Raw genomic sequence first — 26313 nt, forward strand, 5'->3', positions numbered from 1 at the left:
ACCAAGTACCGGCACCTGCCTGATCTAGCCACAGCCCACCGGCCAACTCTCTGCGGTGTGCGTAAATTCGCGCTTACCCAACAACAATTGGGATTTAACCCATCCTTGCCCCAAAAATGTCTCTCATGGGGCACATCCGAGGTAGCTTTCCGGATTCTGACGATGACAATGCAGCTTGACGCCGCGTGGCTTGAACGACCGCAGATGACCCCTGGCGCGCGGACGACAGCGCGACGTCGTACGAAATTGGAGAATTGACGATGAAAATGTTGGCAGTAAAAGGCAATCGCACGACCACCAATGGCTACGTACTGGAAGGCGACGAAACGTCGCTCGACAACGGACAGCCACTCGCACGCCACAAGGATCTCGCCTCTTGCGGCCGTTGCAAAAAGACCGGTCCGATCTTCGGAACAGCGATGTCTCTCTGGACGGGCAACATGCGAGGCGTTCTCGATGGGGACATCGTCAGTTGCGACTGTCCGCAGGGCACCAACCGGGTGATTGCACGCTCCACCATGTACTACCGGGTATAGCGCCACGCACTTGGCCGGCGCATCCGAATTTCAATACGCCCGTCGCAATCAAGGCCGCCCCCTATACCGATTTCCTCCCAATGTTGCAGCGCAGCTTGCAAAGCGCGCAAATTTGCTCAATGATCCGTATATGCGTATGTATGCATATACGAAATAACCTCAACGCGACCCATCATCAAGCTTCAGCGCCATGGAAGAACTCGACCGCGTCTTTGAAAAGGTTTCGCACTATTTCAGCTTGCTGTCCGAGCCGTCGCGCTTGCGCATCCTGCACGCACTGTGCGGCGGCGAACGGTCAGTCGGCGAGGTCGTCACTGCGGTCGGTTCGTCGCAAACGAACGTCTCGCGGCACCTGAACGCCATGTACCTCGCGGGCGTGCTGGCCCGCCGCAAGGAGGGCAACCAGGTCTATTACACGATCGCGGATTCCGGGGTGGTCGAGATCTGTCGCGCCGTGTGCGTGCAGGTCGCCGGCCGAATCGAGGAGGAAGCGCTGCCGTCGAAGGCCGTCGACGGTTTCATGCCGCGCCAGAACGAGGCCTGATTCATCCGTTTCACCGCAGCAAAGTCGTTTGGCAACACAGCCGTACCCGCAACAGCATCACGACGCGGCGCAGACCGCGAGCACTGCAACATCGTTTGTACCCCCGGCCGCCGCCCCCCGAAACGTCGCGGCCGGGCCCCCACGAGACGAGGAGACAGGGTGAGCGACGCAGGATCGAAACCGGCCGGCCGCCTGCGCCGTGCGCCGGAGCATTTCGTGGACGACAGCCTTGCCGGCGACATCGTGCGCGACGGCTTGACGCCGACGCGCCGCCGCTTTCTTCAACGCAGCTTCGCGGCCGCGAGCACCGCACTGGCCGCCGGGATCGCTGGGCGCGCGAGCGCCGCGCCGGCCGGGGCCAGCGAGCCCGCCGGGGATCCGATGATCCTGCAACCGCGTCCCTGGGCGACGTCGCTTGGGCAGCCGGTGGCGGCGCGTCCATACGGCGAGCCTTCGCGCTTCGAAGCCAATCTGCAGCGCCGTCAGTCGCCCGGTCTCACCCAGACGAAGGCCGCCTCGGTCGCGTTCACGCCGCTACAAGGCCTGTTCGGCATCATTACCCCGAGCGGCCTGCATTTCGAGCGCCATCACCAAGGCTGGCAGGACATCGACCCGGACCAGCATCGGCTGATGGTTCACGGGCTGGTGCGTGCGCCCAAGGTCTATACGATGGACGACGTCATGCGCCTGCCGTCCGTCTCGCGCATGCATTTCATCGAATGCGGGGCGAACACCGGCATGGAGTGGGGCAACGCAGCGGTGCCCACGGTCCAATACACCCACGGCATGCTGTCATGCTGCGAATTCACGGGTGTCCCGCTATCCGTCCTGCTCGATGACGTCGGCGCCGATCTCAAGCGCGGCCGCTTCGTGCTGGCCGAAGGCGGCGACGGCTCCGGCATGACGCGCACGATCCCGATGGAGGCGGCACTGTCCGACGTGCTCGTCGCGTGGGGCATGAATGGCGAGATGCTGCGTCCGGAAAACGGCTACCCGTTGCGGCTCGTGGTGCCCGGCGTGCAGGGCGTTTCATGGGTGAAATGGCTGCGGCGCATCAAGGTGGGCGACGCGCCGTGGAACAGCAAGGACGAGACCAGCCACTACGTCGATCTGATGCCGGACGGGCAACACCGGCAATACACGTCGATCCAGGAGTGCAAATCGGTGATCACGTCGCCGTCGGGCGGTCAGGCGCTGCTCGATCGCGGTTATTTCAATATCACCGGGCTCGCCTGGTCGGGGCGCGGACCCATCCGGCAAGTGGACGTCTCCGTCGACGGCGGCCGCAACTGGCGCACCGCGCGGCTGGAATCGCCCGTGCTGCCGAAATGCCTCACGCGCTTCAATGTCGACTGGCAATGGGACGGATCGCCCGCGCTGCTGCAAAGCCGCGCGATCGACGAAACGGGATTCGTGCAGCCGCGATACCGGCAACTCCGGGCCGTGCGCGGAGGACGTTCCATCTATCACAACAACGCGATCCAGACGTGGCAGGTGGCCGAGTCCGGGGAGGTGAGCAATGTCCACGTCGACTGAGCGCACCGTCTCGCGCATTCATGCCCCCTGTCGGACCGCGTTTGGCCTTGCCGGCGTCGTAGTGTTGCTTGCGTTTTTCGCCGCAGGGTCCGGCAGAGCGCAGGCGGCGGGGCCGTCCGCGGCATCGGGCAAGCCGGCCGCCGCGCTGACGCCTCCGGCCGGCGTCGGACGGGCCGCTACGCCGGCCGAGCTGGCCGCGTGGGACATCGACGTGCGGCCGGACTTCCAGGGGCTGCCGAAAGGTTCAGGGTCCGTTGCGGACGGCCAGAAACTCTGGGATGCACGTTGCGCCTCGTGCCACGGCACCTTCGGCGAGAGCAACGAAGTGTTCAACCCGATCGTGGGCGGCACGACGGCCGACGACATCCGAACGGGCCACGTCGCCTCCCTCACTGCCAGCAACCAGCCCGTACGGACCACGCTGATGAAGGTCAGTACCGTTTCGACGCTGTGGGATTACATCCGCCGCGCGATGCCGTGGAACGCCCCGCGTTCGCTGACGCCCGACGAGGTGTACGCGGTGACGGCGTACATTCTCAACATGGGTGAGATCGTGCCGGCGGATTTCGTGTTGACGGAGCGCAATATCGGCGACGTCCAGCAAAAAATGCCCAATCGCAACGGCATGACGCGCGCGCACGGGATGTGGCGCGTGGGCGACAAACCCGACACGCACAATACGGCGTGCATGCACGATTGCGCCGGGGCTGGTATCGTGACGTCCGCACTCCCTGCGTACGCCCGCGACGCACATGGAGACCTCGCTGCGCAGAACCGTGTCGTCGGACCGGTGCGCGGCGTGGATACGAAGCTGCCCCCGCTGTCAGGTTCCGCCGCCCAAAATGCGGCGCAGCGCAAGACCGCGGCCCTCGCCCTGCTGATGGCGGCGAGTCCGGACGCGTCGGCCCATCCAGCCGCCACGACGTCACCGGCAGCGATCCTCGCGGACAAGAACGGTTGCCTGGCGTGCCATGGCGTGACCGAGAAGAAGGTCGGTCCGGCCTTCTCCGAGGTGGCGGCCAAATACCACGGCCAGGACGATGCCCCCGGGCGGCTGGCGGCGAAGATTCGCGCCGGCGGCGCCGGAAACTGGGGTAGCGTGCCAATGCCGCCGCAATCCCAGTTGGCCGAAACCGATCTCCGCGACATGGTGACGTGGATTCTCCGTGGTGCACAATAGCGGGTTAGCGCTGCCGCGTTTTCCGGTGTCGTGCCGGGTGCGTGGGCGGCACACCCCCAAGACATGAGAATTAGGAGATAGCTGTATGAAGCTGAAGCACCTGATGAAAAGCGTGGCGCTGGTTGGGGCCCTGATGGGCGGCTTGATGACGGTATCGTCGGCGCAGGCCGTCGATATCGCGAAGGCGAACCAGCTCGCTGGCGCGAACGCCTGCATGGGCTGCCACGCGGTCGACAAGAAGCTGGTCGGGCCGGCCTACAAGGATGTTGCCGCGAAGTACAAGGGCGACAAGGATGGGGTTGCGAAGCTGGTGAAGAAGGTCAAGGCCGGCGGCTCCGGCGTGTGGGGCCCGATCCCCATGCCTGCGCATCCGGACATGAGCGATGCCGATGCCAAGACCCTGGTGGAATGGGTCCTGGCAGGCGCACCGGCGAAGTAAGCCGGCGGGGACCCGGGCGCCGCCGGAGCCGGACCGGCCGGCGGCGCTCATCTTAGCGAGGAAAACACACAGATGAACCAACAGCGACGCGACATGCTGCGGCTTTCCGCGGCATTGAGCCTGGCCGTGGCCGCCGGGCTGATCAAGCCGGAAGAGGCGCGTGCCGAGGCGGCCCACTGGAACAAGGCGGCCTTCTCGACGAAGAGCGTGAGCGATACCGTCAAGGCCCTGGGCGGCTCGGCGGCGTCGGCCAGCGACCAGATCGTGCTGACGGCCCCCGATATCGCCGAAAACGGCGCCGTGGTGCCGATCGCCGTGACGAGCAAGGCTGCGAACACGCAGAGCATCGCGATCCTGATCGAGAAGAACCCGAATACGCTGGCGGCGTCGTTCGACATCCCGGCCGGCACCGAGCCGTCGGTGACCACGCGCGTGAAGATGGGGCAGACCTCGAAGGTCTACGCGCTCGTCAAGGCCGACAACAAGTTCTTCGTGGCCGAGAAGGAAATCAAGGTCACGCTGGGCGGTTGCGGCGGCTGATTCGACACTCGACAGGCAAGGAGTCAAACATGGGTAATCCGATGCGCATTCGCGCGATTGAGACCGGCGGTGTCGTCGAGGTCAAGGCGTTGATGAGCCACATCATGGAAACCGGCCAGCGCAAGGACGGTTCCGGTAATATCGTGCCGGCGCACTTCATCCAGACGGTGACCGTGACTTGCAACGGCAAGACGGTGTTGAGCGCGCAATGGGGACCGGCGGTGTCGAAGGATCCGTTCGTGTCGTTCAAGTTCAAGGGCGGCAGCAAGGGTGACAAGGTCACCGTGACGTGGGTCGACAACAAGGGCGACACGCGCACTGACGAAACCACGATCGCGTGATCGGCCGTTTCAGCACGATGCTGCGGGTGTGGCGGTTTGTGACCCCACAAGAGGAGATACGGATGACTAAGGCGCGACACAGCGCATCGGCACGGCACACGCGCCCCGCGGCGCCCCTGGCGGCCAGTCTGGCGGCCGTGGCGATGGCGGCATTCGCCACGATGGGCGCATCGCCCTCGATGGCAGCCGACAGCACGGCCGACGCCATTGCCCAGTACCGCCAGATGCTGGCGGACGGCAATCCGGCCGAACTGATCGAGATGCGCGGCGAGGAACTGTGGAAGACCCCGCGCGGGCCCAACAACGTCGCGCTCACGCAATGCGACCTCGGTCTGGGCGCTGGCGTAGTGAAGGGCGCCTACGCCCAGCTGCCGCGCTATTTCCCGGACGTGCATCGTGTACAGGATGCGGAATCGCGCATCGTCGAATGCATGGTGACGCTGCAGGGCTTCAAGCGTGAAGACGTCATCAAGCAGCCGTTCTCCAAGGAAGGACAGGATCCGACCGATCTCGAATCGCTGACCGCCTACGTCGCGGGCTTGTCGCGCGGCGAAACCATCCGCGTGCCGCAGTCGCACAAGGAAGAGAAGGACGCTTACGCACGCGGCCAGAAGCTCTTTTACTACCGTGCGGGACCGTATGACTTCTCTTGCGCGTCGTGCCATGGCGCGGACGACAAGCGTATCCGTCTCCAGGATCTCCCGAATCTGACGAAACCGGCGGCGGCGCGGCAGGCGTTCGCGACGTGGCCGGGCTATCGCGTATCGCAGGGCGCGTTGCGCACCATCCAGTGGCGCATGTACGACTGCTTCCGTCAGCAACGCATGCCCGAACTGAACTACGGCTCGCAGGCGTCCATCGACCTGATCACCTTCCTGGGCGTGATGGCCAACGGCGGCAAGATGGACGCGCCGGGTCTGAAGCGCTAACCGGCCACGAGGCAAACACGATGACAACATTCGCAAAGCGCGCGGCGGGCGTCGCCGCGCTGGCGACCGTGGCCATGATCGGTGCGGCGCATGCACAACAGGCTGGCCCGGGCAGCGCCATGGTCAAGGGCGCGACCGACGCCGACGTCGCGCAGGTGCTGCACGATTCGTTCCGCGCTGCCGGTATTGCCACGCTCGACCGGCTTGATCAGAGCGAACTGCAGCGGCTGTGCACGCAGTACGCGGCGAAGGCCATACCGGCCAAGGTTGCCGGCAAATTGCAGAAGGCGGAGCTGGCCAAGGTCAAGGCGCCCGCCGACGGCAAGTATCTCGGCGACTGGAAGGAAGGCGAGAAGGTTGCCCAGAACGGGCGGGGCATGCAGTTCACCGACAAGGCCGATACCGTCAACGGCGGCAATTGTTATGCATGTCATCAGATGACCAAGGCCGAGATCTCGTACGGCAACATTGGCCCGTCGCTGTACAACTACGGCAAGCTGCGCGGCGATTCGCCCGACGTCGTCAAATACACATGGGCGAAGGTCTACGATTCGCACAGCTTCACGGCGTGCTCGACGATGCCGCGATTCGGCGCAGCGGGCGTGCTGACCGAGCAGCAGTTGAAGGACGTGATGGCGTTGTTGCTCGATCCGGCTTCGCCGGTCAATCAGTAAGCGGTGGTCATGCATCCGGTGCCTCGCCCGTGGCGTGCCCCATGGCTGGCCGGCTTGGCGCGGCGCGCGCTGGCGTTTGCCGTCGCGCTGGGTGCGCTGACGCCGCTGTGCGCCTTCGCGGCCGAGGTGGGAGACACCGTGTCGTTGCCATCCGTGACGTTGCTGGATGGACGGACCTTGCCCGCCGGCTATTTCAGGGGCAAGACCGTCATCGTCGAGTACTGGGCGTCGTGGTGTCCGTTTTGTGCGCAGCAGAACCCGCACCTGCAGAAACTGTATGAGACGACGCGCGGCAAGCCGCTGGAGATCGTCGCGATTTCCATCGACAAGACGCCGAAGGAGGCGTCCGACTACTTGCGCGACCGTCATTACACGTTCCCGGCGGGCATGGACACGGCGGATTGGCAACGCACGCTGGGCAAACGCAAGGCCTTGCCGGAGTTGTATGTGATCGGCCGCAACGGCCGGATCCTGCGCAAGGAAGTCGGCGAAATGTTCCCCGAGGACGTGGCGGCGCTGGCCGAGTACGCGGGGAAGTAGCGCACCGGGGCGCCGGGCGCCCACGCATGGGGTGCTTTAATCCATCACAGGAGTGGAAATGAATCGACGCGAGTTCATGCAGGTGCTGGCGGTGGCTGCCGCCGGCGGCATGGCCCTGTCTCATCGTGAGGACGCGGCGGCGCAGGCGGCGTCGAGCTTCTATGACTTGCCGCGCTTCGGCAACGTTCATCTGCTGCACTTCACCGATTGCCACGCGCAACTGTTGCCGATGCATTTCCGCGAGCCCAGCGTCAATCTCGGCATCGGCGCGCAGGCGAACAAGCCGCCGCATCTGGTCGGCGATGCATTTTTGCGGGCGTACGGGCTCAAGCCCGGCACGCCCGATGCCCATGCGTTTACGTACCTCGACTTCGCGGCCGCGTCGCGTACCTATGGCAAGGTGGGTGGTTTCGCGCATCTGGCGACGCTGGTCAAACGCATGAAAGCGTCGCGCCCGGGCGCGTTGCTGCTCGACGGCGGCGATACCTGGCAAGGCTCGGGCACGGCCATGTGGACGAAGGGCCAGGATATGGTCGACGCGACGCTAGCGCTGGGCGTGGACGTGATGACGGCTCACTGGGAGTTCACCTACGGTGCGGAGCGGGTGAAGTCGGTGGTCGAGGAGCAGTTGAAGGGAAAGATCGAATTCATTGCACAGAACGTGCAGACGAACGACTTTGGCGATCCGGTTTTTGCGCCTTACACCATGCGGTCCATGAACGGCGTGCCGGTGGCGATCATTGGTCAGGCGTTTCCGTACACGCCCATCGCGAATCCACGGTATTTCGTGCCGGATTGGACGTTCGGCATTCAGGAAGAGCGTTTGCAGACGCTGATCGACCAAGTCCGCGGCAAGGGGGCGCAGGTCGTGGTGTTGCTGTCGCATAACGGCATGGACGTCGACATCAAGCTCGCCTCGCGCGTGCGCGGTCTGGACGCAATTCTTGGCGGCCATACGCATGATGGCGTACCTGCGCCGGTTGTCGTGGAGAACGGCGGCGGGAAGACGCTCGTGACAAACGCCGGATCGAACGGCAAGTTCCTGGGCGTGCTCGACTTTGATGTGAAAGGCGGCAAGCCGGTCGATTTCCGTTACAAGTTGCTGCCGGTGTTTGCGAACCTGCTGCCGGCGGATGCGCCCATGCAGTCACTGATCGAGCGCGTGCGCGCGCCGTTTGCCGCCAAGCTGGCAGAGCCGTTGGCGGTGACGGAAGGGGTGTTGTACCGCCGGGGGAATTTCAACGGCACGTTCGATCAGTTGATTCTCGATGCGGTGATGGCGGTCAAGGGCGCGGAAATCGGGTTTTCGCCGGGCTTTCGCTGGGGCACGTCGCTGCTGCCGGGGCAGGCGATCACGATGGAGAACCTGCTCGATCAGACGGCGATCACGTATCCGTACACGACCGTCACGCCGATGACGGGCGAGACGATCAAGACGGTGCTGGAGGACGTCGCGGACAATCTGTTCAATCCCGATCCGTATTACCAGCAGGGCGGGGACATGGTCCGCGTGGGCGGGATGGATTATGCGATCGATCCGAACGCTCCGATGGGGCGGCGGATTTCGGATATGCGGCTTGGTGGCAAGCCGATCGAGGCGGGCAAGACGTATAAGGTGGCCGGCTGGGCGCCGGTCGCCGAAGGTGCGCAGGGTGAGCCGGTTTGGGATGTGGTGGCGGGGTATCTGCGTGGGAGGAAGACTATCGTCGCGTCGGTGCCGAGGCTGCCGAAGGTCGTCGGCGTGAAGGGCAATGCCGGGATGGTTTGAGCGTCGCGCGAATTGGTTGGAAGCATTGTCGGGCGGGGCTTCTGGCGAATCCTGTGGCGGTCGCGCGACGCTTTTTTGCGGGTGCCGCCCCGACTTGGCAACCCTGAGAAATACGCTATAATCGTTCCCTGATGTGGGGCGGTAGCTCAGCTGGGAGAGCGTCGCGTTCGCAATGCGAAGGTCGGGAGTTCGATCCTCCTCCGCTCCACCAACGATCCATTTTTCTTTGAAGGGCAAGGCAATTTTGCCCACGATGTCGCTGGTTCTGGCTTGGTGTCCCAAGTGGATGTCCCAAATCAAATCGGCGATGGCATTTGAGCTCCCCTCACGCCTACATCGCAACTGCCACGGCACGCTGTATTCCGGACTTTGATCTCGGCCGATTTGCACCCCCCTTGTTTCCGGTCCCCGAGGGATATCGACGCCCCCACACGGCGAGCGTCCCCACACGATGGGATCGGCTCGCCCGGCGTCACCGACCAAGGCAGCGTGAGCACGGAGAATATTGGCTAACCAGTCGTCAAGGAAGCTTTCGGATGCCCGGAATGCCAGCGCCGGTAGACGCCGCGCAAGAAGGCCACGTGGAGCAATGCCGTTTGCGGGTCACGATGGCTACGATACTGGTACACCGAGCACGATAACGCCACCAGGCGGCATGCGCGTCGCTCCGTGACCGGATAGCTTGCTCGCAGATAATCCACAATGCTGCGCCTCGGCGAGGACTTCACCACTTTTTTTCAATACGCCGGTCAGCATCGCCTTGTCCAGCGTCAGCTCCGCGACCACCTTCTTTAGTTGGGCGTTCTCGTCCTGAAGTTGCTTGAGTTGCCGAACCTGGTCGGTCTGCAGCCCGCAAAGTAACGGCATGGCGGAAAGCTTCGTGAAGTCGATGAAACGCGATTACGTGGCCCTCATGCCGAAGCCCGATACCGCGACTGCCGCACGCAATCTCGCCATTGCATTTGAGCAATGAAATGAACGCCTCCCACCCAAACCGAGACGACGGTGCCGACCTATAGTTAGACGGCTAGGGAGTCTTGGTACAAGTCGGAGGTCGATATGGTGCTCACGCCAGTCGGGATTGATATCGCGAAGTCGGTAATTCAGGTGCACCACATAGACGCGACCACGGGCCGCACTGTCAGCAAGACGGTCAAACGTGCAAGCTTTTTGCCGTATTTCGCAAACCGCTCCCCTTGCCTTATCGGAATGGAGGCATGCGGTGGCGCGTAACATTGGGCACGTGAACTGACAAAACTGGGACATCAGGTCAAGCTGCTCTCACCGAGATTTGTGAAGGCATTCAACATCGGCAACAAGAGCGATGCGGCGGACGCGCGAGCGATCTGGCTGGCTGTCCAACAGCCTGGCAAGCAGGTTGCTGTAAAAACCGAAACGCAGCAGGCAGTACTTGCCATGCATAGGGTGCGGGAGCAGCTTGTGAAGATGCGGACGATGCAGATAAATGCCTTGCGCGGCCTGATGACCGAATACGGAGAGGTTATGGGCAGGAGCCGCGCGACCCTCGAGAGAGAAATGCCAGGCACCCTACAAAGGCTCGCCGAACGTCTACCGGCAATGCTGATCGACACGTTGCGTGAAAGATGGAGCGAAGTCGCACGAATGGACGAGCAGATCGCAAGGATTGAGCAACGGCTTCGCGTCTGGCTTAAGCAGGACAGAAATTGTTCAGCCATCGCAGAAATTCCGGGCGTCGGCCTGCTGACTGCCACGGCGGCCGTGGCCACGATGGCTGATCCCAAGTCGTTCAGGTCGGGGCGAGAGTTTGCAGCGTTTATAGAGCTCGTTCCCCGACAGTCTGGATCGGGTGGAAAGGTAAATCTGTTTGCGATCAGCAAAAGGGGCGACAGTTATTTGCGCACGCTCTTAACTCACGGAGTGCGCTGCGTACTGGCAAATGCCAAAGACCCGGGTCCTTGGGTCGAGCAGCTAAAGAAGCGACGGCCAGCGAACGTGGTAGTGATCGCTTTGGCGAACAAGCTTGCACGAATCATCTGGGCAGTCCTCGCACACGATCGCCCCTATGAAAAGAGCTATGCGAGTGTTCGTCCGGCGTGAACATACTCCCCCATCGGAGCCGGTAAACAGCAACTCAGCCGAAAAACTCATTGTGCTGTACATGTACCATCAACAGGTTGCGCAGGCGCTTCGCTGATATGACAGAACAGGTAGGACCGGGACTCGCTGAACCTGGGTTGTAATGTGAGCTCCGAGCTCGTTTGAGCAATGAGGTGCGAGTCAGCGGATTTCATCGGGGCCCGCAGCAGTGGTTTGAGCTGCAATCAGGCCGGATATACAGCTGCAACCCATCTTGTTCTGAATTGCAAGCAAAGCTTCTCGCAAAGGGAGGCGTTCATATACATTACAATGAGCAGCACCCTCATAGCGAGCTGAAGTGCCGCTCGCCACGCGAGTTCCGGCGCAGGACCGATTCATCAACCTTAGTGTGAGGCGGTGTCCGGAGGTACGGGGGCAAATCCAGCACGGCTCCTTTCCCATCGAAAAGTCCGCCGAAAACTCGCTTACATCATGGCACTGCTTACCGGGGGCCGCTCAGGGTTCTACTTCTGAAATGTCTGCATGACGGGGGAGCTTACGCCCTGCTAACTCTGACAGGGAAATTGCGCATATGCATGAACTGTCGGATACCGGATCGCCAGTTGCTCTGTGAGCATTTCGGCATTGAGCCGCCGCTGTTCGACCGGCGAAAATTGCCGCTAAGCTATTTCGTCGCCAGATACTTCTTGTAATACTTCAACTCGGGATCCACATCCATCGCCCACCGGTCGGCCCACTCCTTGAAGAACGGATCGTTCGTCAGGTTGTGCAACGTGTACAGCATGTAAATGTGGGTGTCGTGATACGACGGATTGACGATCGGATTACGCTTGTAGATCACGTGCCCAAGGTCGTACGCCGAGAATCCACCGATGTCCGCATAGGGCACGATCATCTTGAGCGTCGCCAACCCGCAGGCGAAATAACCACCCGCGATCGTGGCATCGTCGCCGGCCTCTTTCACGTACGACCAGTCATGCAGACCGATTAATGTGTGTATGAAGCCATTGACCGTGTAGTTCGACTTTGTGTCTGGCGGCACGATCGGGTATTCCTCGAACATTACGTATCGCGATAGAGATGGGCTGAGACTGGCCAGTGAGTCGCGCGAGCCGCCGGCCTTCGTATCCGTCAGCAAAAATGCTAAGGCCTTGTCCCCTGCCTCGATGTAGGCCTTATTTCCCGTGAGCGAGTACGCGCGGGCGAGTAGGCTCAGTGCCTGACCTTGGGCGATTGCGCTGGTCCAGCCGGGCATGTACGTGTTGACGTTCTGAAAGTGGTGGTAGGGGAATGGGTATTCGAAGCCGCCGCTGGCATTCTGCATCGAAAGGAGTTTATCGATTGCCCGAAGGAGTACTGGTAGCTGTGACTTGTCACCGGCCAGATACTTCGCATGCTCCATCAGAGCAAATTGGATTAGCGTCGTGGGGTTGTATTCGAAACCGCCTGCGTAGTTTGCTTCCGGCACAGCTTCGTATTTCACCTTCGGCAGCCCGTCATTGTCGAAGATCACGCGCGCTGGATTGCCTTCGAAGTTCTTCGTGACGTTGTAGTTGAAATACCGGCCGTCCCACTGATGAGCATTGATGTAGATGCTGTACTCGTAGTGCTCGCCAAGATAGGAGTTCACGCCATCGGTGACGATCTTCCAATATCGGTTGCCAGGATCGTAGTTCGGAAACTGCTCATATGCGAACACATGCCCTGGGCGTGCACAATTCTCCATTGCGATCACGGCTGGCGTCTGGGGGAGATGGGACCTATTGGCGCATCCAACGAGCAAGAGGCTAACGACGACGATTGACTGCTTGACCATTACGTTCCTTATTCCACATGTTTGTGATTGTACCTTGGCATCGCTGATGCTTGATATGGCGATCTGCATCATCAAGTCTTTCTCTAATAGTGACTCAGCGGTTCGCCGCAAACCCGCGCCGTTATGTGCATATTTATTGCGCCCTGGATTGGGGAAATCTTACGGAATCGCCCTTAGTTGACGCCGCGAAGCGAAATATCGCCGCATTTGATTTGGGATCAGAGGGTCGTAGGTTCGAATCCTATCGCTCCGACCAGTATTTCCAAGGGTTTTAGTCCTTCAGTGTTTGCCGTTTCTGATACTTTTTCCGAATGGATTCTGATAGTTTCCGATTTCACCGCGCCAGAGGTAGCGTCAGCCGCACGTGCGAAACCGACACGTCGCGGATCTTGACGGAGTCCTCTGCCACATTGGCGTCGCTCTGCGCGGCCGCCGCCTGCAGGGCCTCAATGTGGTATCCCGTCCGTTTGGCGACCGTCAGGGCCTTCGCCCGGATGTCCGTGACCGAGTATTCGACGTCCGCGAGCTTGGCGCGCCGCTTTTCAGCCTTCAAGGCTTTCAGTATGCAATTCGTTGCGTACGGCTTTTCCTCCTGGGTATGGAAAGGGTACCGGCTCTTCACGACGCCCATCGTGCGGACCCGCTCGAGTAGGGCGTCGATCTCGGGCGTGATGGCTAGGTTGATGTACTACCACAGCGATACCTCCACGGGTTAAGTGGCCAATGCGAACGCCTCGGCCGAGGATTTCATCTTCAGCGCCTGATGCGGCCGTCGGTGGTTGTAATACTGAATCCAGTGCGCGATCACGCGGCTGGCATGCTGCAGGGTTTCGAAGCGATGCCGGTGCACGCATTGCGCCTTCAGCGTACGGATGACGCGCTCGATCACGCCGTTCTGCTGCGGGCAATGCGGCATGATGAACTCCTGCCGCAGACCGTCCGTTGTCGCTTCTCCGCAGAAATGGCATTGCCACCCGTCCCACGGAACCGAAGCGTGCAATTAGGGTATGCTCCAGTGCGCTTAAACGCGTGCTGGCCTTGCCGCTGCGTGACAGATGCCCGCCGAGCAATTCGCGCGTGTGGCAGTTGATCGCCAGCGCCAGCGTCGCCCAGCCGTCCCGGCCCGCCCAAGCGCGGCACAGATCGATTGACCAGCGCTCGTTCGGCGCCGTCGCCACCGATGGCATGGCCTGAATGCACGGTCTGAAGCTGATCGGGCGTTAGCGCAACTGCCAGCCCATCAGCTGGTACACGCGCTGGACGGTGTTCTTGTTGAATTCCAGCAGGTGTGCAACCGTCCGGTAGCCGAACGACGGCGACTCCTCGATCATCTCTCGTCCTCGCCAAGCAGGGACTGCAATTTTTTTCTTGCGCGACTCCAGCATCGCTTCGCCGTACGCCTCCCGCAGTTCCTTGATCTGCCGCTCGTACTGCTTCTTCACGCCCAGTGGGTTCGCATGCAAAGGGTTTTCCACGCCTCGCTTGCCATCGTCGACCCAACCCTTGACCTCCGACGGCTGGCTTTGGCCAACTAAGGCATCGTGTCCCGACCGGCTTCGCGCGATATCCTGACGAACTGTTTCTCGCTGTACCGGCTCTTCTTCATGCCACCTCCTCGTCTGAGCTGAGAAGCCATTATCTCGAGATTCGATTTGCACGAAAATCCCGGGTCAGGTCACTCCGGCCATCCGGAATGCGACAGGCCCGTGTCACGACCGCATAAATTGCGAGCGGGGCCCTTCGGGCATTTGTGCCGACTGCAAAAACAACGGACTACCATTTCGTTTCCCCTTGGATTAAGAAGCTGATAGAATCCTGCGTGCCTTCGCTAGGCATTCGCCCGATTTGAATTGGGTTATGAATAAAATGAATAAAGTCAAAATTCGGGGATATTTTCGGTGTTGAATTCCGCGGCAATTGCGCCATCGGACGACGTTGGCCTTGATTTCCTGACAGTGCTGCACTGTTTGCAGCGCAACTACAAGCGTTTCGTCGCTGTCGCCATCGTTCTAACGTTGGCATTGTTCTGCGGTATTTTTGCCGTGCAATGTAAATACGTCAGCGATGGTTTTTTGCACGCCCCGCGCTCTGTCGTCGAATACAACGCACAAAAATCTGCCTTTTCCGACAAGAATCTTTTGCGCCGGTATCTGGAAGCCCGGCGACTGATTGAAAACGCCGATGGCAAGTACCTGCTGGAGGCACTCGACGGCGCATTCTTTCAAAAACATGTGCGCTTCGAGATGCCATACACGAAGGACGACTTGCGCTATCTGGATGACAAGACTCCCGGCGATGTGAAGTCGCTCGGTTTTGCTATCTCGTTTGACAGCAAATCGTCACCTCAAGACGCGCAAGCGCGGGTCAGCTTGATGGGAGATTTCATCAAAGACACCATGTTGCAGCAAGACCTGCTTGAGCTGATCCATGCAAATGCATTGGACGCCAAGTCCCGTCGGCAGCAACTAGACAATAAGCTGATCCGCAAGACGCTCAGCCTGACTGAAGCCAACAGCAAGCTCGTAGCGATTCGTGCAATCGCGGCGCGGTATCCGGACGCCTCCAGGATGGGCGAGCGTCAACTGCTGTCGACGACGAGTGAAGGTGCGCGATATCTCTCGCCCACCGCCCAACTTGTCGGACTCGAGTCGGATATCGCGGACATCAAGACATCTCGGGATCAATTGAATCGCGATATGGCGCAAAACGCCCTGTTGCTTGACTTCTACTCGAGACTCGATGTGCTGATCGAACGGCCCGCGACGGGCGCAGAGCTGCTGGCGGCCTTCCAGGCGACGATCAAAGACGTCTTCAAGGATCAGGAGCTGTCGGACGACAAGGCACGCGAAGTTTACAACCAGCTTCTGCTCATTGCCAATCGTATGCAAGCCAAGCATGTCGATGATCCTCGATTTGTGTCGGGCCCGACTTTGCCCCTGCACCGATCGGGGCCCGGTCCGGTACTACTGGCGTTGGTTTCCTTGGTAATCGGTGCTTTGTTTAGCGCTCTGATAATCCTCCTCAGCGATTCGCTGAAGCAACTCGAAGTCGCCGACGTTGCCGCCGAGCGCTGACCCGGCGCGCGGCCATTAGGGGTGGGCCCGCCTCGCTGCGCCCACCCACCGCACGTACGTGAACACCCCACAGTCTCAAGAGCGTTATCCCATGAACACATTGCTTGACGCCGCAGTCCGCTGCTTCGCGGGCAATCTGCGCCATTGCCTGCAGGCCCTCGCACTTTTCGCCGCAGGCACATGTCTCGTCCATGCCGGCACGACGCGCATTACCGCTACGTACGACCTCGACCTGAACGTCGACTCGCCGAGCCGTTTGCTAATGCAGCCCGATGTCAAATCGGTATTGATCGGCGCAGGCTTCGGCATCCTCAATGGCAATGTGCATGTGGGCGTTGTCGAGGAAACGTTGACCTTCACGGACAATAAGTTCGATATTCGCTCTGTAGGCAAACCGGCGGAAATTGTTGCGAAGGTATTCAAGAACGCAACCATTGTTCGCCAGAGCGACGGCAATATCAGTGCTGGTCGTTTCTTCACTGCGCGCTACATGGAGCGGCGTGGAGAGTCGTACGAGAAGACGGCCGTTATCGACACGCGCGGGAAAAAAGTGCATTTCTACGACGGCCAGAATCTCGTCGCCGACTCGCCGCTGCCGGGGGGGGTAACGGACAACCTGTCGTTTCCTTATGCGTTCCTTGGTCGAAAAATGCCGGCGGCGCCGATTCATGCAGTGGCCACCGACGGCAGGACGATGCGCCCCATGACGTTCGATGTGTCCGAAGAAATGCTGGTCATCGGCAAGCAGAATTATCCTGCGGTCAAATTGAGGCGCCGCAAAATTGAATCGGACGACGCCGGCATCGAGCTCTGGTTCTTGCGTGGCAGCAACTTCCCGCTGCGCGTGCGGGTGGAGATGAGTCAGAAATATGGCGTCATCGTTGATCAAACGCTTCGGGGCGCCCCGGCTGTGCTTTGATCGCACGCGATACGTGTTGCCGCAACCCTCACGGCGATATTTTATGGAGCGAAGCGCGATTGCGCTCGCTGTGATTGATCGGGTGGAGCGCTCGGTCGGCGTCTTCCGTCGGCGCAAACAGAGCAAGCCGCCCCCGAGCAAGCGGCGATCCGCCCGTCCAGCCTCGCAGCTGACTGACGGGTGTTGTCGCATCTTCCCTCAACGTCCAGGGGGAGGCGTTTTCGACCTTCGACGGTCTCGTAGCATCGACACGCTCAAACCGGTCAGAAAGCCTAGCAAGGCACCCCAGCCGCCGAAGATCGGCTTCTTGGGATAGACGGGCCGGTCGCTGACCTGAATCCCCTCTGCCAATGGCTTGGTGTTGAAGGTGCGCGATGCGGTCAGGTCATTCTCCAGCATATGGATTTGATTCCGCAGCTTGTCCGAAGCTTCGAGGCTGGACTGAACCAGAATGCCTGAGAGTAGGTCATTGGTGGCTTTGGCCCCGACAGCATTGATTTGCTTGTCCATCGCTGCCTCGATCGAGGTGCCGTGTTGCTGCATTTGCTGAAGCGACTGCTTGTACTCGGCAATCTGCGCCTGCAACTGGGCCACTACAGGCTGTTGCAGCGCCTTATGAACGTCAATCAGATGCTGCTGATAGGTTTCGACAAAACGACGGGCCTCCTCGGGCGAACTGCCGCGGGCTTGAATCGCGACCAAATCCGTGCCGCGGACCTGCGTGAGCGTGAGGTAGTCCTCGAGTAATGCGGTGCTATGGCTTTGGCTGCGTTCGAGGGGGAGATTGAGCTTACGCAGCACGTCGTCGCGAAACGTGCCCATCGACATGCGTTCGATCGCGTAGGCCGGCGATTCGACCTGCGTGATGTTGTTTGTTCCCCATGTGATCTGTCCGACTTGCAGTACCGTCTTCGCTTGCCACTGCTTGGGAGCTGCGGTGCTGACGGCAACGCCGACGGCTGCGCCGATCAGCGTTAAGCTGAGGAGGCGAACAGCGTGACGTTGGGCAAAGCTGGCAATATCGGACAAACTTAGATCTTGCGAATTATCGGTGCCGGGGGGCGGGAAGGCGGATTCGTTCGACATATCCTTGGCAAAAATTACGCTGGACCGGTGTCGCAACCAACGCGCGCCAGTCAGCAGCTGCTTGTTGCGGGGCTCGGTACGGCCCCGATGTCTTCGCCCGGTTGCGGGGCATACTCTGGGACTAGACTCATAATAGCAAGCATCGTTCCCTCGCGGTCAAAACGCCGGCACGCTCGGAAAAGGGTGTCGAATTCAGGCATCAGCGCTTCCCACGGCACCATCCGTTCGTGTGCGCGCATGATCTTGCGGTGCTCGCTCGCCATGACGTCGTCACCGATCAGTAACTCCTCATAGAGCTTCTCGCCTGGACGCAGGCCGACGATGCTGATGGCAATGTCGCCGTTGGGAAACTCAGGCGTTTTTTCCGAAAAGCCGGACAGATGGATCATCTTGCGCGCCAGATCGATGATGCGTACCGGCGAGCCCATGTCGAGAACAAATACGTCGCCGCCTTGTGCCATTGCGCCGGCCTGGATAACGAGTTGCGCGGCTTCAGGAATCAACATGAAATACCGATTGATGTCGGCGTGAGTCAACGTAATCGGTCCGCCTTCGACGATTTGCTTCTTGAACAGCGGAACGACCGATCCGGACGAGCCCAGCACATTGCCAAAGCGGACCATCGAGAAGCACGTATCGCTGAATTTCGTGGCTGCGGCCTGAAATACGAGTTCGGCGATACGCTTGGTGCAGCCCATGACGTTGGTCGGGCGAACTGCCTTGTCGGTCGAGATAAGAACGCAAGTCGCGACCTTCGCCCGTCCGGCCGCGCGCGCCACGGCAAGCGAGCCCATCACGTTATTGAGCACGCCCTGGTGCATATTGCTCTCGACAAGCGGTACGTGCTTGTATGCGGCCGCGTGGTAGACGGTATCCGTGGCGTAGTCGGCCAGCACCCTCTCAAGCAGGGTTTCATCGCAGACGCTCCCCAGGATCGGCGTCAACGGCAGCGCGGGTGCGCGGCTCTGCAGTTCGGCTTCGATCGCATACAGATTAAATTCGGAGTGGTCGAGCAGGACCAGGTGCGCCGGCTGTTGGCTCGCGATTTGCCGACACAGTTCGCTGCCGATTGAGCCGCCCGCCCCAGTCACCAGGACCGACTTGCCCTTGATGCACCGAGAGAAAAGGTCGGGACGAGGCGGAACGGGATCCCGTCCCAGCAGGTCGCTGAGTTCGAGTTCCCTGATGGAGGATATTGTGATTTTTCCGTCGACAAGGTCGACGATGCCAGGTAGCGCCCGAGTCGTGATGTTGAATTTCGCAAGTGATTCAATCACTTCGCTACGTCGGGAGGGCGACAGCGACGGCATGGCGAGGACAATCATCGATACCGTATAACGATCGAGCAGGCCGTGCAATTCATGAGGTCCGTAGACCCGAATGCCAGCCACGGTCTTGTGGCGCAGCGCAGGATCGTCGTCGATGAAGAAGACGACTTCGTATTCGCGGCTCTGCCGCATGGCCTGCGCTAGTTGAGCTCCGGCGCCGCCAGCGCCGTAGATCAGGACTTTCTGGCGATTCCTGTGTTGGCTGCCCGTCAGGCGCTGTATGAACGAGCGAGCGCCGAAACGGGACAGGGAGACATAGACGAACGCGATCAGCCAGAAGATGGCGAGTGACGTGCGAGGCGTGCCGTTCTGACCAAATAGCAGCATGACCAGGTAACCCGCCAATACCACGATGCCCAAGCCCAGGCAGATCGTCTGTACGACCTGCATCTCGATGAACCGGATCACGGCGCCGTAGAGGCCGGATCGTACGAAGAACACGATGGCGACGCCCGTGATCACGGCCGCGAGCAAAACGGTGGAACTCGTAAATACGCGCCAAGTGCCAAGGCGAAGCGCCGTGGCGAGGAAAAAGCACATCGGTAGACAGATCGCGTCCATCAGCAACATCAGGGCGATCTTGACGGGGCGCTTCAGTTTGACAAGGCGTTCAAGCATGGCTCGGGTGGAATGATCCTGGTGTCGATCGGAAGGACGGTCAGTGCGACACGCCGTCGCGTTTCAATACTTTTAGTATTGTCATCCAGACGATGCGGAGATCGAATGCCAATGACTGACGCTGCAGATATTCAACATCGTAGGCGACCTTGGCCGGGATCGGCAGCTCGTCCCGGCCATTGACCTGAGCCCAGCCCGTGAGTCCGGGGCGCAGAACTTCAGCCCCAGCGGCCGTGCGCAGCGCGATCAGGTCGTCCTGGTTGAACAGGGCGGGGCGCGGTCCGACAATGCTCATGTCGCCCGTTAGAATGCACCACAGCTGCGGCAGTTCGTCGATGCTCGTGTTGCGTAGGAAGCTGCCGATCGGCGTCAGGTGCGCGGCCGGATCGGACAGCAGGTGGGTGGCGACCGCCGGCGTTCCCACTCGCATCGAGCGAAATTTCGGCATGCGAAAAATCCGATTGTTCCGGCCAACGCGGTCCGACCAATAGAGGGCGGGGCCTTGCGACGTCAGTTTCACCGCCATCGCAACGAATAGCAGGGGGACCAGAAGTACGAGACCTGCGCAGAGCGCAACGCAGAAGTCGAAGAGGCGCTTCATGTATCTAAATCTTTCCGGAAGTCTCCAATCCGTATCCACTTGGCGGCATGACAGGAATCCCGCTTATCCACCGTAAGTGGCTACGTTACACGTCAATACGTTGCGGGAGAACGCGCCGTATTGGCGCAGCCGAGCTCCATTGGCCCTGTACGGCTGTCGCAATTTGAAACAATTTTTGAGAATCAGGGCGCTCGGGAATTGCGATAAATTCAACCATATCGAGCCGCTCGGGTGCCGGAAATCGCCTAATTATACAGGCACCCCCTTCCCAAAAACACCGGCGCGTGCGGGTTTCCCCCAGCGGCAAGCGGCCGCGGGCACCGCATTGTTGTGCTGGGCAGACAGTTGCATGCACAAATATTGGTACAATGTGTGCCGTTGAACGCTCGTAACCGGGTGGACATCGACCTCCGCGCCTTGGATTCAAGTTCGTTCCATGGCTCTTTGTTCTTGGTAATCCACGTTCGTCGAAGCTACGCCTCACTCCCAGTAAAAGTCATCGAATGGAAAGAGATTTCAAGCAGCTTGTCATTTCACGACAGGCGCGCATAGGTATTGTTGGTCTGGGTTATGTCGGATTGCCGCTCGCACTGCGTTTTGTGGAGGTCGGTTTTCCCGTGCTCGGCTTGGATATTGACGAGAGCAAGGTTGAAAAACTCAATCGCGGCGAAAGCTACATTGAGCACATCGGTGCCGCCTCGGTGCAAGCTGCTCGTGCGAAAGGCCTGACGTCGACCACCGACTTCAGCCAGGCAAAGCAATGCGATGTGCTGATCATCTGCGTGCCGACGCCGCTCAATGAGTTCCGTGAACCCGATCTGTCCTACGTCACCGGCACCGTGGATTCGCTGGTCCCGCATCTGCGCGCCGGGCAAATGGTGTCGCTGGAGAGTACGACGTACCCGGGAACCACTGACGAAGAGCTGCTGCCGCGTATCGAACGTGCCGGGCTCAAGGTCGGCGTTGATGTATTTCTCGTCTTCTCGCCGGAGCGCGAAGATCCGGGCAATCCCGATTTCACGACGCGCACAATTCCGAAAGTGGTGGGTGGCCACACACCTGCCTGCCTCGATGTCGGCGTAGCGGTCTACAGCCAGATCATTGACGAGGTCGTTCCGGTGTCGAGCACGCGAGTCGCCGAAATGACCAAGCTGCTGGAGAACATCCATCGCGCGGTCAATATCGGTCTCGTTAACGAAATGAAGATTATTTGCGATCGCATGGACCTCGACGTGTTCGAGGTGATCCGCGCGGCTGCGACCAAGCCCTTCGGCTTTGTGCCCTATTGGCCTGGCCCGGGCCTGGGCGGTCACTGCATTCCCATTGATCCGTTCTACCTTACGTGGAAGGCGCGCGAGTACGGCATGCATACCCGGTTCATCGAACTGGCCGGCGAGATCAACAGCGACATGCCGCAATGGATTGTTTCGAAGGTCACCGACGCGCTCAACAGTCGCGAACGGGCCGTCAAGAACAGCCGCATTCTCGTGTTGGGTATCGCCTACAAGAAGAATGTGGACGACATGCGTGAGTCGCCGTCGGTGGAGTTGATGGAGCTGCTGCGCGACAAGGGCGCACAGATTGCCTATTCGGACCCGCACGTGCCGCACTTCCCTCAGATGCGCGAGCACCACTTCGATCTGTCCAGCGTCGCGTTGGACGCGGCGTCCGTCGCTTCGTATGATCTCGTCCTTCTCGCGACGAATCACGACTCGTTCGATTACGACCTGATCCAGAAGCACGCACGGTTGATTGTCGACACGCGTGGCGTCTATCGGGAACCACATCGCAATATTGTCAAGGCTTGACGATGCGCCAATTCCCTCCTGCCATTCAAGGGCGCAAGGTGAAATTTGCGTTGGTCGGCTGCGGCCGGATCTCAAAGAACCACATCGGCGCCATCGAGCGACACGCAGAGCGTGCCGAACTGGTTGGTGTTTGCGACATCGATCCTGTGGCCTTGGCGCAGGCTGCCGCAGCTACCGGAGCGCGGCCATACGCGAGTCTGAGCGCGATGCTTGCCGAATGCGACGCCGACGCGGTGATTCTGACGACGCCGTCGGGCTTGCATGCCGAGCAGGCGATCGAAATCGCCGCGGCGGGCCGTAACGTCATTACCGAGAAGCCGATGGCGACCCGGTGGGAGGACGGCAAGCGCATGGTCAACGCATGCGATGCGGCGGGGGTGCGCCTCTTCGTCGTCAAGCAGAATCGCCGCAATGCGACGCTGCAGTTGCTCAAGCGCGCGGTCGAGAAGAAGCGCTTTGGGCGGATTTATATGGTCAATCTGAACGTGTTCTGGACGCGTCCTCAGGAGTACTACGATAGCGCCTCGTGGCGCGGCACCTGGGAGTTCGACGGCGGCGCATTCATGAATCAGGCCAGCCATTACATCGATCTGATCGACTGGATCATCGGACCGGTGGAAAGCTTGCACGCCTATACTGGAACGCTGGAGCGCGACATCGAGGTCGAAGACACTGGCGTCATCAGTTTGCGCTGGCGCAGTGGCGCCCTGGGGTCGATGAACGTCACGATGTTGACGTACCCGAAAAATCTGGAAGGCAGCATCACGATACTCGGCGAAAAGGGAACCGTCCGAATCGGCGGGGTGGCGGTCAATGAAGTTCAGACTTGGGAATTTGCTGAGCCGGATGAAGACGACGCCAAGGTAGCCGGGGCCAGCTACGAGACGACTTCGGTGTACGGTTTTGGTCATCCGCTGTATTACGACAACGTCATTCGCGTTCTGCGCGGCGAGGCAGAGCCGGAAACCGACGGCCGGGAAGGCCTGCGTTCCCTGGAAGTCTTGATTGCCGCCTACCGTTCGGCGCGTGATGGCAAGCGCGTTGCGCTGCCGCTGGATTACTGACATGGCGGTGACCATCCATCCGAGCGCCATTGTTGACGATGGCGCTAGTATCGGCGACGGTTCGCGTGTTTGGCACTTCGCGCATATCTGCGCGGGCGCCCGGATTGGTGAGCGATGCTCGTTTGGACAGAACGTGTTCGTCGGCAATGACGTCCTGATCGGCAACAACGTCAAGGTGCAGAATAACGTCTCCGTGTACGATGCCGTGATCCTTGAGGACGACGTTTTCTGTGGCCCAAGCATGGTGTTCACGAACGTCTACAATCCGCGTTCCGCCGTCACCCGCAAGGAAGAGTATCGGCGCACTGTCGTGCGCACTGGTGCGACACTGGGCGCCAATTCGACGATCGTGTGCGGCGTGACCGTTGGTGCGTACGCGTTTGTAGCCGCCGGCGCTGTCATTAACCGCGATGTTCCCGAGTATGCACTGATGGCCGGCGTGCCGGCCCGGCAGATCGGATGGATAAGCCGTTTTGGCGAACGCCTGGAACTGCCGTTGAGCGGCAACGGGGAGGCGGTATGCCCGCACACGGGAGAAACCTATGTCCTGGCGGAAGGGGTATGTAGCATCAAGGCCCATCCTTGACGGGCGCGAGACATTATGGAATTCATTGACCTGAAAGCGCAGTATCGGGCGCAACAAGACGAAATCGACAGCCGCATTCGTGCGGTGCTCGACCACGGCCGCTTCATCATGGGGCCGGAAGTCGCCGAACTCGAAGAGAAATTGGCCACTTATACGGGGGCGCGGCACTGCGTAACCGTGGCTTCCGGGACGGAGGCGCTGCTGATTGCGCTGATGGCGGCTGGCGTCCGCCCGGGCGATGAGGTCATCACCACGCCGTTTTCGTTCGTAGCGACGGCTGAGGTCATCGTACTGGTGGGGGCAAAGCCCGTGTTCGTCGATATCGAGCCGGATACCTGCAATATTGATGTCAGTCTGATCGAGGCCAAGATCACTCCGCGCACGCGGGCGATCATTCCCGTGTCGCTGTACGGACAGATGTCCGACATGGACGAAATCAACGAGATTGCGGCGCGTCACAACCTGGTTGTCATCGAGGACGCGGCGCAGAGCTTCGGCGCGACGTATCGTGGCAAGCGTAGCGGTAACGCGTCAACGATCGGCTGCACCAGTTTCTTCCCGAGTAAGCCGCTCGGCTGCTACGGCGACGGCGGTGCCATCTTCACGTCGGACGACGCGCTGGCAAAGGCCATGCGGGAAATCCGCGTACATGGCCAGGAAAAGCGCTATTACCATACCCGCGTCGGCGTGGGCGGCCGCATGGACACGTTGCAATGCGCAATCGTGCTCGGCAAGCTGCCTCGTCTGGAGTGGGAGGTGGAGCGCCGTATCGCGCTTGGCACAATGTATCAGGATCTTCTTGCGTCGGTCGACGGGCTCGTCCCGATGGTCGTGCGTTCGGATCGCACCAGCGTCCACGGCCAGTTTACCGTGCGCGCCGATGCCGGCCTGCGGGATACCTTCCTGCAACGTTTGTCGGAAGCGAAGATCCCTTACGCGATTCACTACCCCACGCCGATCGATCAGCAGCCGGCCTATCGCGAATTCGCGTCGCCCGAGGGTTGCGCCGCCTCCACCGCGGCCGCCGGTGCTGTTTTCAGCTTGCCGATGAGTCCCGACCTCAGCGAGGCGGATCTGGATAAAGTCATCCGTGCGTTGAAAGGCAACTAGCCGGTGTTCCTGCGGCAGATAGCGACGGTCGCCGGAGGCGCCGCAGCTGGGCAACTGATCGTGTTGGCCACCACACCGTGGTTGGCCCGGATGTACCCGCCGGCAGCATTTGGTGAATACGCGGCATTTCTGTCGATGTGCAACGTGTTCGTCGCCACCGCTTGTTTTCGCTACGACGCGGCATTGAACGCTGCGGACGACGACAAGGTTGCCAGCCTCTTCGGGGCCGCCTTCCTTGCAACGTTGGCAACGGCCGGCTTTGGCGCCTTGGCCGTGTGGTCGCCTTGGGCGCATGCGCTACTGGGGCGCGTCGTCGGAGAGGGGGCCAGTGTATGGAACGTGGCTGCCGCGGCAATCGTCTGCGGCGTATTCCAAGCGAGTTCCGCGATGGCGATCCGGGACGGTCGTTTCGCATGGTCAAGCCTGCTGCGGCTCGCACAGCCAGCGGTGTTTTCGATCGCAGCACTCCTGTCGCCGATCGGGTTGATTTACAGTTGCTTGCTGGGATTCGCGGTGGCAACGCCGCTTGCATTGCGCTACCTGACGCGATTGGACTGGGCCGGCTTGGCGCGAGTCGTGCCGTCGGCGTGGCGTTTCCGCGAGTTCCCGATCGTATCGCTGCCGACGTCGTTGCTCGACGCCGGGTCGCTGGCGATGCCGATCTGGTTCATCTCGTCGCAATATTCTTCGCATGACGCCGGCAACTATGCCCAAGCCCAGCGTCTTTTGGCGGCGCCCCTGACGTTGTTCGCCATGGCGCTCGGGCAGGTATTCCTGAAACGTGCCGGCGATATCGTTCGACAAGGTGCCTCGCCGCGCGCGTTTCAACGCCGCGTCGCGGTTTGGCTGGCCCTTGGGGCAGGTGTATTGTTGCTGGGCGTCATGCTGTTGGGGCGACCGGTTCTCCATCTGTTTCTGGGTGATGGTTGGCGCACGGACACGGAATTCCTGGTGTTGGTGTTTCTTCCTGTCGCCGTGCGGAGTTGTGTCTCGCCAGTCACGGGAATCTTCATCGTCAAGGCACGTCTACGGATTTGTGCGATCTGGCAGGCACTGTATTTCTGTATAACGGGCGCCGTGTTCTACTCACTCGCCGGCCACGTGCCGATTGAACAGTTGCTGATTGCGTACGCGATCAGCGAGACCGTGTGCTATGGGTTGTACTTATACATCGCTGATAAAGTGGCAGGATAACCA

General features: G+C 60.5%; 24 protein-coding genes, 1 tRNA gene and 4 pseudogenes. 21 read left to right on the forward strand and 8 right to left on the reverse strand.

The window, feature by feature from the left end; translation table 11 throughout:
• The first annotated feature begins 260 nt into the window (after positions 1-260).
• From PTE30175_RS20950 to PTE30175_RS21005, 12 genes are all read left to right on the forward strand, one after another.
• Positions 261-536 (forward strand): PAAR domain-containing protein, encoded by a 276-nt coding sequence (locus PTE30175_RS20950; protein WP_150699008.1) that lies wholly within the window; start codon positions 261-263, stop codon positions 534-536.
• A gap of 190 nt (positions 537-726) precedes the next feature.
• Positions 727-1080, forward strand: a complete 354-nt coding sequence (locus tag PTE30175_RS20955) for an ArsR/SmtB family transcription factor (protein ID WP_150699009.1) — start codon at positions 727-729, stop codon at positions 1078-1080.
• Between the two features lie 159 nt (positions 1081-1239).
• On the forward strand, positions 1240-2616 hold the full coding sequence (soxC, locus tag PTE30175_RS20960) for a sulfite dehydrogenase (RefSeq protein ID WP_150699010.1): 1377 nt from the start codon (positions 1240-1242) through the stop codon (positions 2614-2616).
• A complete protein-coding gene (locus PTE30175_RS20965; RefSeq protein WP_150699011.1) occupies positions 2600-3796 on the forward strand; it encodes a c-type cytochrome in 1197 nt (398 codons plus the stop codon). The genes soxC and PTE30175_RS20965 overlap by 17 nt, the downstream gene beginning before the upstream one ends.
• Before the next feature lie 133 nt (positions 3797-3929).
• Positions 3930-4235 (forward strand): c-type cytochrome, encoded by a 306-nt coding sequence (locus tag PTE30175_RS20970; RefSeq protein WP_420819664.1) that lies wholly within the window; start codon positions 3930-3932, stop codon positions 4233-4235.
• A gap of 72 nt (positions 4236-4307) precedes the next feature.
• On the forward strand, positions 4308-4775 hold the full coding sequence (gene soxY / locus PTE30175_RS20975) for a thiosulfate oxidation carrier protein SoxY (protein WP_150699012.1): 468 nt from the start codon (positions 4308-4310) through the stop codon (positions 4773-4775).
• Between the two features lie 29 nt (positions 4776-4804).
• Positions 4805-5116, forward strand: coding sequence for a thiosulfate oxidation carrier complex protein SoxZ (gene soxZ, locus PTE30175_RS20980; RefSeq protein ID WP_150699013.1), 312 nt, complete (start codon positions 4805-4807; stop codon positions 5114-5116).
• A gap of 62 nt (positions 5117-5178) precedes the next feature.
• The gene (soxA, locus tag PTE30175_RS20985) at positions 5179-6045 is read left to right on the forward strand and encodes a sulfur oxidation c-type cytochrome SoxA (protein WP_224788904.1); all 867 of its coding nucleotides are present in this window, start codon (positions 5179-5181) and stop codon (positions 6043-6045) included.
• A 20-nt stretch (positions 6046-6065) separates the two neighbouring features.
• The gene (gene soxX, locus PTE30175_RS20990) at positions 6066-6719 is read left to right on the forward strand and encodes a sulfur oxidation c-type cytochrome SoxX (protein WP_150699014.1); all 654 of its coding nucleotides are present in this window, start codon (positions 6066-6068) and stop codon (positions 6717-6719) included.
• Between the two features lie 9 nt (positions 6720-6728).
• Positions 6729-7259: a TlpA family protein disulfide reductase gene (locus PTE30175_RS20995; RefSeq protein ID WP_150699015.1), complete on the forward strand. Its 531-nt coding sequence runs from the start codon at positions 6729-6731 to the stop codon at positions 7257-7259.
• Positions 7260-7317: 58 nt separating this feature from the next.
• Complete coding sequence (soxB, locus tag PTE30175_RS21000) at positions 7318-9027, forward strand: thiosulfohydrolase SoxB (protein ID WP_150699016.1); 1710 nt, start codon at positions 7318-7320, stop codon at positions 9025-9027.
• A gap of 135 nt (positions 9028-9162) precedes the next feature.
• A tRNA-Ala gene (locus tag PTE30175_RS21005) sits at positions 9163-9238 on the forward strand.
• Between the two features lie 376 nt (positions 9239-9614).
• Here PTE30175_RS21005 and PTE30175_RS21010 read toward each other — a convergent pair.
• Positions 9615-9879, reverse strand: a pseudogene (locus PTE30175_RS21010) (IS3 family transposase); the annotation flags it as partial.
• Between PTE30175_RS21010 and PTE30175_RS21015 the strand changes: the two are divergent.
• Both PTE30175_RS21015 and PTE30175_RS21020 read left to right on the forward strand, forming a co-directional pair.
• A pseudogene (locus PTE30175_RS21015) lies at positions 9860-9994 on the forward strand (IS3 family transposase); the annotation flags it as partial. The pseudogenes PTE30175_RS21010 and PTE30175_RS21015 overlap by 20 nt on opposite strands.
• Before the next feature lie 92 nt (positions 9995-10086).
• A pseudogene (locus PTE30175_RS21020) lies at positions 10087-11106 on the forward strand (IS110 family RNA-guided transposase).
• A gap of 664 nt (positions 11107-11770) precedes the next feature.
• On the opposite strand, the gene PTE30175_RS21030 reads toward PTE30175_RS21020, so the two are convergent.
• From PTE30175_RS21030 to PTE30175_RS21045, 4 genes and pseudogenes are all read right to left on the reverse strand, one after another.
• Positions 11771-12994, reverse strand: coding sequence for a D-glucuronyl C5-epimerase family protein (locus PTE30175_RS21030; RefSeq protein WP_150699018.1), 1224 nt, complete (start codon positions 12992-12994; stop codon positions 11771-11773).
• Between the two features lie 262 nt (positions 12995-13256).
• Entirely contained in the window at positions 13257-13553 is a 297-nt protein-coding gene (locus PTE30175_RS21035) for a hypothetical protein (protein ID WP_150699019.1), read from the reverse strand.
• Positions 13554-13634: 81 nt separating this feature from the next.
• A complete protein-coding gene (locus PTE30175_RS28805) occupies positions 13635-13838 on the reverse strand; it encodes an integrase core domain-containing protein (RefSeq protein ID WP_263596294.1) in 204 nt (67 codons plus the stop codon).
• A 411-nt stretch (positions 13839-14249) separates the two neighbouring features.
• A pseudogene (locus PTE30175_RS21045) lies at positions 14250-14439 on the reverse strand (DUF1153 domain-containing protein); the annotation flags it as partial.
• 381 nt (positions 14440-14820) lie between these two features.
• On the opposite strand from PTE30175_RS21045, the gene PTE30175_RS21050 reads away from it, so the two are divergent.
• Positions 14821-15996: a GumC domain-containing protein gene (locus PTE30175_RS21050; RefSeq protein ID WP_150699020.1), complete on the forward strand. Its 1176-nt coding sequence runs from the start codon at positions 14821-14823 to the stop codon at positions 15994-15996.
• Positions 15997-16258: 262 nt separating this feature from the next.
• On the forward strand, positions 16259-16915 hold the full coding sequence (locus tag PTE30175_RS21055; protein WP_150699021.1) for a DUF3108 domain-containing protein: 657 nt from the start codon (positions 16259-16261) through the stop codon (positions 16913-16915).
• Positions 16916-17113: 198 nt separating this feature from the next.
• On the opposite strand, the gene PTE30175_RS21060 is transcribed toward PTE30175_RS21055, so the two are convergent.
• The 3 genes from PTE30175_RS21060 to PTE30175_RS21070 are packed head-to-tail and all read right to left on the reverse strand — an operon-like array spanning position 17114 to position 20548.
• Positions 17114-18001: a GumC domain-containing protein gene (locus PTE30175_RS21060; protein ID WP_150699022.1), complete on the reverse strand. Its 888-nt coding sequence runs from the start codon at positions 17999-18001 to the stop codon at positions 17114-17116.
• 50 nt (positions 18002-18051) lie between these two features.
• Positions 18052-19947, reverse strand: a complete 1896-nt coding sequence (locus tag PTE30175_RS21065; RefSeq protein WP_150699023.1) for a polysaccharide biosynthesis protein — start codon at positions 19945-19947, stop codon at positions 18052-18054.
• A 40-nt stretch (positions 19948-19987) separates the two neighbouring features.
• Positions 19988-20548 (reverse strand): sugar transferase, encoded by a 561-nt coding sequence (locus PTE30175_RS21070; protein ID WP_150699024.1) that lies wholly within the window; start codon positions 20546-20548, stop codon positions 19988-19990.
• Positions 20549-21051: 503 nt separating this feature from the next.
• Here PTE30175_RS21070 and PTE30175_RS21075 point away from each other — a divergent pair.
• The 5 genes from PTE30175_RS21075 to PTE30175_RS21095 are packed head-to-tail and all read left to right on the forward strand — an operon-like array spanning position 21052 to position 26310.
• Positions 21052-22356, forward strand: a complete 1305-nt coding sequence (locus PTE30175_RS21075; RefSeq protein WP_150699025.1) for a nucleotide sugar dehydrogenase — start codon at positions 21052-21054, stop codon at positions 22354-22356.
• 2 nt (positions 22357-22358) lie between these two features.
• On the forward strand, positions 22359-23420 hold the full coding sequence (locus tag PTE30175_RS21080) for a Gfo/Idh/MocA family protein (protein ID WP_150699026.1): 1062 nt from the start codon (positions 22359-22361) through the stop codon (positions 23418-23420).
• Between the two features lies 1 nt (position 23421).
• Complete coding sequence (locus tag PTE30175_RS21085) at positions 23422-24006, forward strand: acyltransferase (protein WP_150699027.1); 585 nt, start codon at positions 23422-23424, stop codon at positions 24004-24006.
• A gap of 15 nt (positions 24007-24021) precedes the next feature.
• Entirely contained in the window at positions 24022-25116 is a 1095-nt protein-coding gene (locus tag PTE30175_RS21090; protein ID WP_150699028.1) for a DegT/DnrJ/EryC1/StrS family aminotransferase, read from the forward strand.
• A gap of 60 nt (positions 25117-25176) precedes the next feature.
• Positions 25177-26310: a lipopolysaccharide biosynthesis protein gene (locus tag PTE30175_RS21095; RefSeq protein ID WP_150699029.1), complete on the forward strand. Its 1134-nt coding sequence runs from the start codon at positions 25177-25179 to the stop codon at positions 26308-26310.
• The last annotated feature ends 3 nt before the right edge of the window (positions 26311-26313 follow it).

Origin of the sequence: Pandoraea terrae, from assembly GCF_902459695.1 — a bacterium.
Lineage (GTDB): Bacteria > Pseudomonadota > Gammaproteobacteria > Burkholderiales > Burkholderiaceae > Pandoraea > Pandoraea terrae.

Coding starts and splice junctions, on each gene's coding strand:
- PTE30175_RS21075 (WP_150699025.1), top strand. CDS start 21,052: ATGGAAAGAGATTTCAAGCAGCTTGTCATTTCACGACAGGCGCGCATA.
- PTE30175_RS28805 (WP_263596294.1), bottom strand. CDS start 13,838: ATGCCGCATTGCCCGCAGCAGAACGGCGTGATCGAGCGCGTCATCCGT.
- PTE30175_RS20965 (WP_150699011.1), top strand. CDS start 2,600: ATGTCCACGTCGACTGAGCGCACCGTCTCGCGCATTCATGCCCCCTGT.
- soxA (WP_224788904.1), top strand. CDS start 5,179: ATGACTAAGGCGCGACACAGCGCATCGGCACGGCACACGCGCCCCGCG.
- soxY (WP_150699012.1), top strand. CDS start 4,308: ATGAACCAACAGCGACGCGACATGCTGCGGCTTTCCGCGGCATTGAGC.
- PTE30175_RS21070 (WP_150699024.1), bottom strand. CDS start 20,548: ATGAAGCGCCTCTTCGACTTCTGCGTTGCGCTCTGCGCAGGTCTCGTA.
- PTE30175_RS20970 (WP_420819664.1), top strand. CDS start 3,930: ATGGGCGGCTTGATGACGGTATCGTCGGCGCAGGCCGTCGATATCGCG.
- PTE30175_RS21030 (WP_150699018.1), bottom strand. CDS start 12,994: ATGATGCAGATCGCCATATCAAGCATCAGCGATGCCAAGGTACAATCA.
- soxX (WP_150699014.1), top strand. CDS start 6,066: ATGACAACATTCGCAAAGCGCGCGGCGGGCGTCGCCGCGCTGGCGACC.
- PTE30175_RS21080 (WP_150699026.1), top strand. CDS start 22,359: ATGCGCCAATTCCCTCCTGCCATTCAAGGGCGCAAGGTGAAATTTGCG.
- PTE30175_RS21085 (WP_150699027.1), top strand. CDS start 23,422: ATGGCGGTGACCATCCATCCGAGCGCCATTGTTGACGATGGCGCTAGT.
- PTE30175_RS21055 (WP_150699021.1), top strand. CDS start 16,259: ATGCAGCCCGATGTCAAATCGGTATTGATCGGCGCAGGCTTCGGCATC.
- PTE30175_RS21090 (WP_150699028.1), top strand. CDS start 24,022: ATGGAATTCATTGACCTGAAAGCGCAGTATCGGGCGCAACAAGACGAA.
- PTE30175_RS21060 (WP_150699022.1), bottom strand. CDS start 18,001: ATGTCGAACGAATCCGCCTTCCCGCCCCCCGGCACCGATAATTCGCAA.
- soxB (WP_150699016.1), top strand. CDS start 7,318: ATGAATCGACGCGAGTTCATGCAGGTGCTGGCGGTGGCTGCCGCCGGC.
- PTE30175_RS20955 (WP_150699009.1), top strand. CDS start 727: ATGGAAGAACTCGACCGCGTCTTTGAAAAGGTTTCGCACTATTTCAGC.
- PTE30175_RS20995 (WP_150699015.1), top strand. CDS start 6,729: ATGCATCCGGTGCCTCGCCCGTGGCGTGCCCCATGGCTGGCCGGCTTG.
- PTE30175_RS21065 (WP_150699023.1), bottom strand. CDS start 19,947: ATGCTTGAACGCCTTGTCAAACTGAAGCGCCCCGTCAAGATCGCCCTG.
- PTE30175_RS21035 (WP_150699019.1), bottom strand. CDS start 13,553: ATGGGCGTCGTGAAGAGCCGGTACCCTTTCCATACCCAGGAGGAAAAG.
- soxZ (WP_150699013.1), top strand. CDS start 4,805: ATGGGTAATCCGATGCGCATTCGCGCGATTGAGACCGGCGGTGTCGTC.
- PTE30175_RS20950 (WP_150699008.1), top strand. CDS start 261: ATGAAAATGTTGGCAGTAAAAGGCAATCGCACGACCACCAATGGCTAC.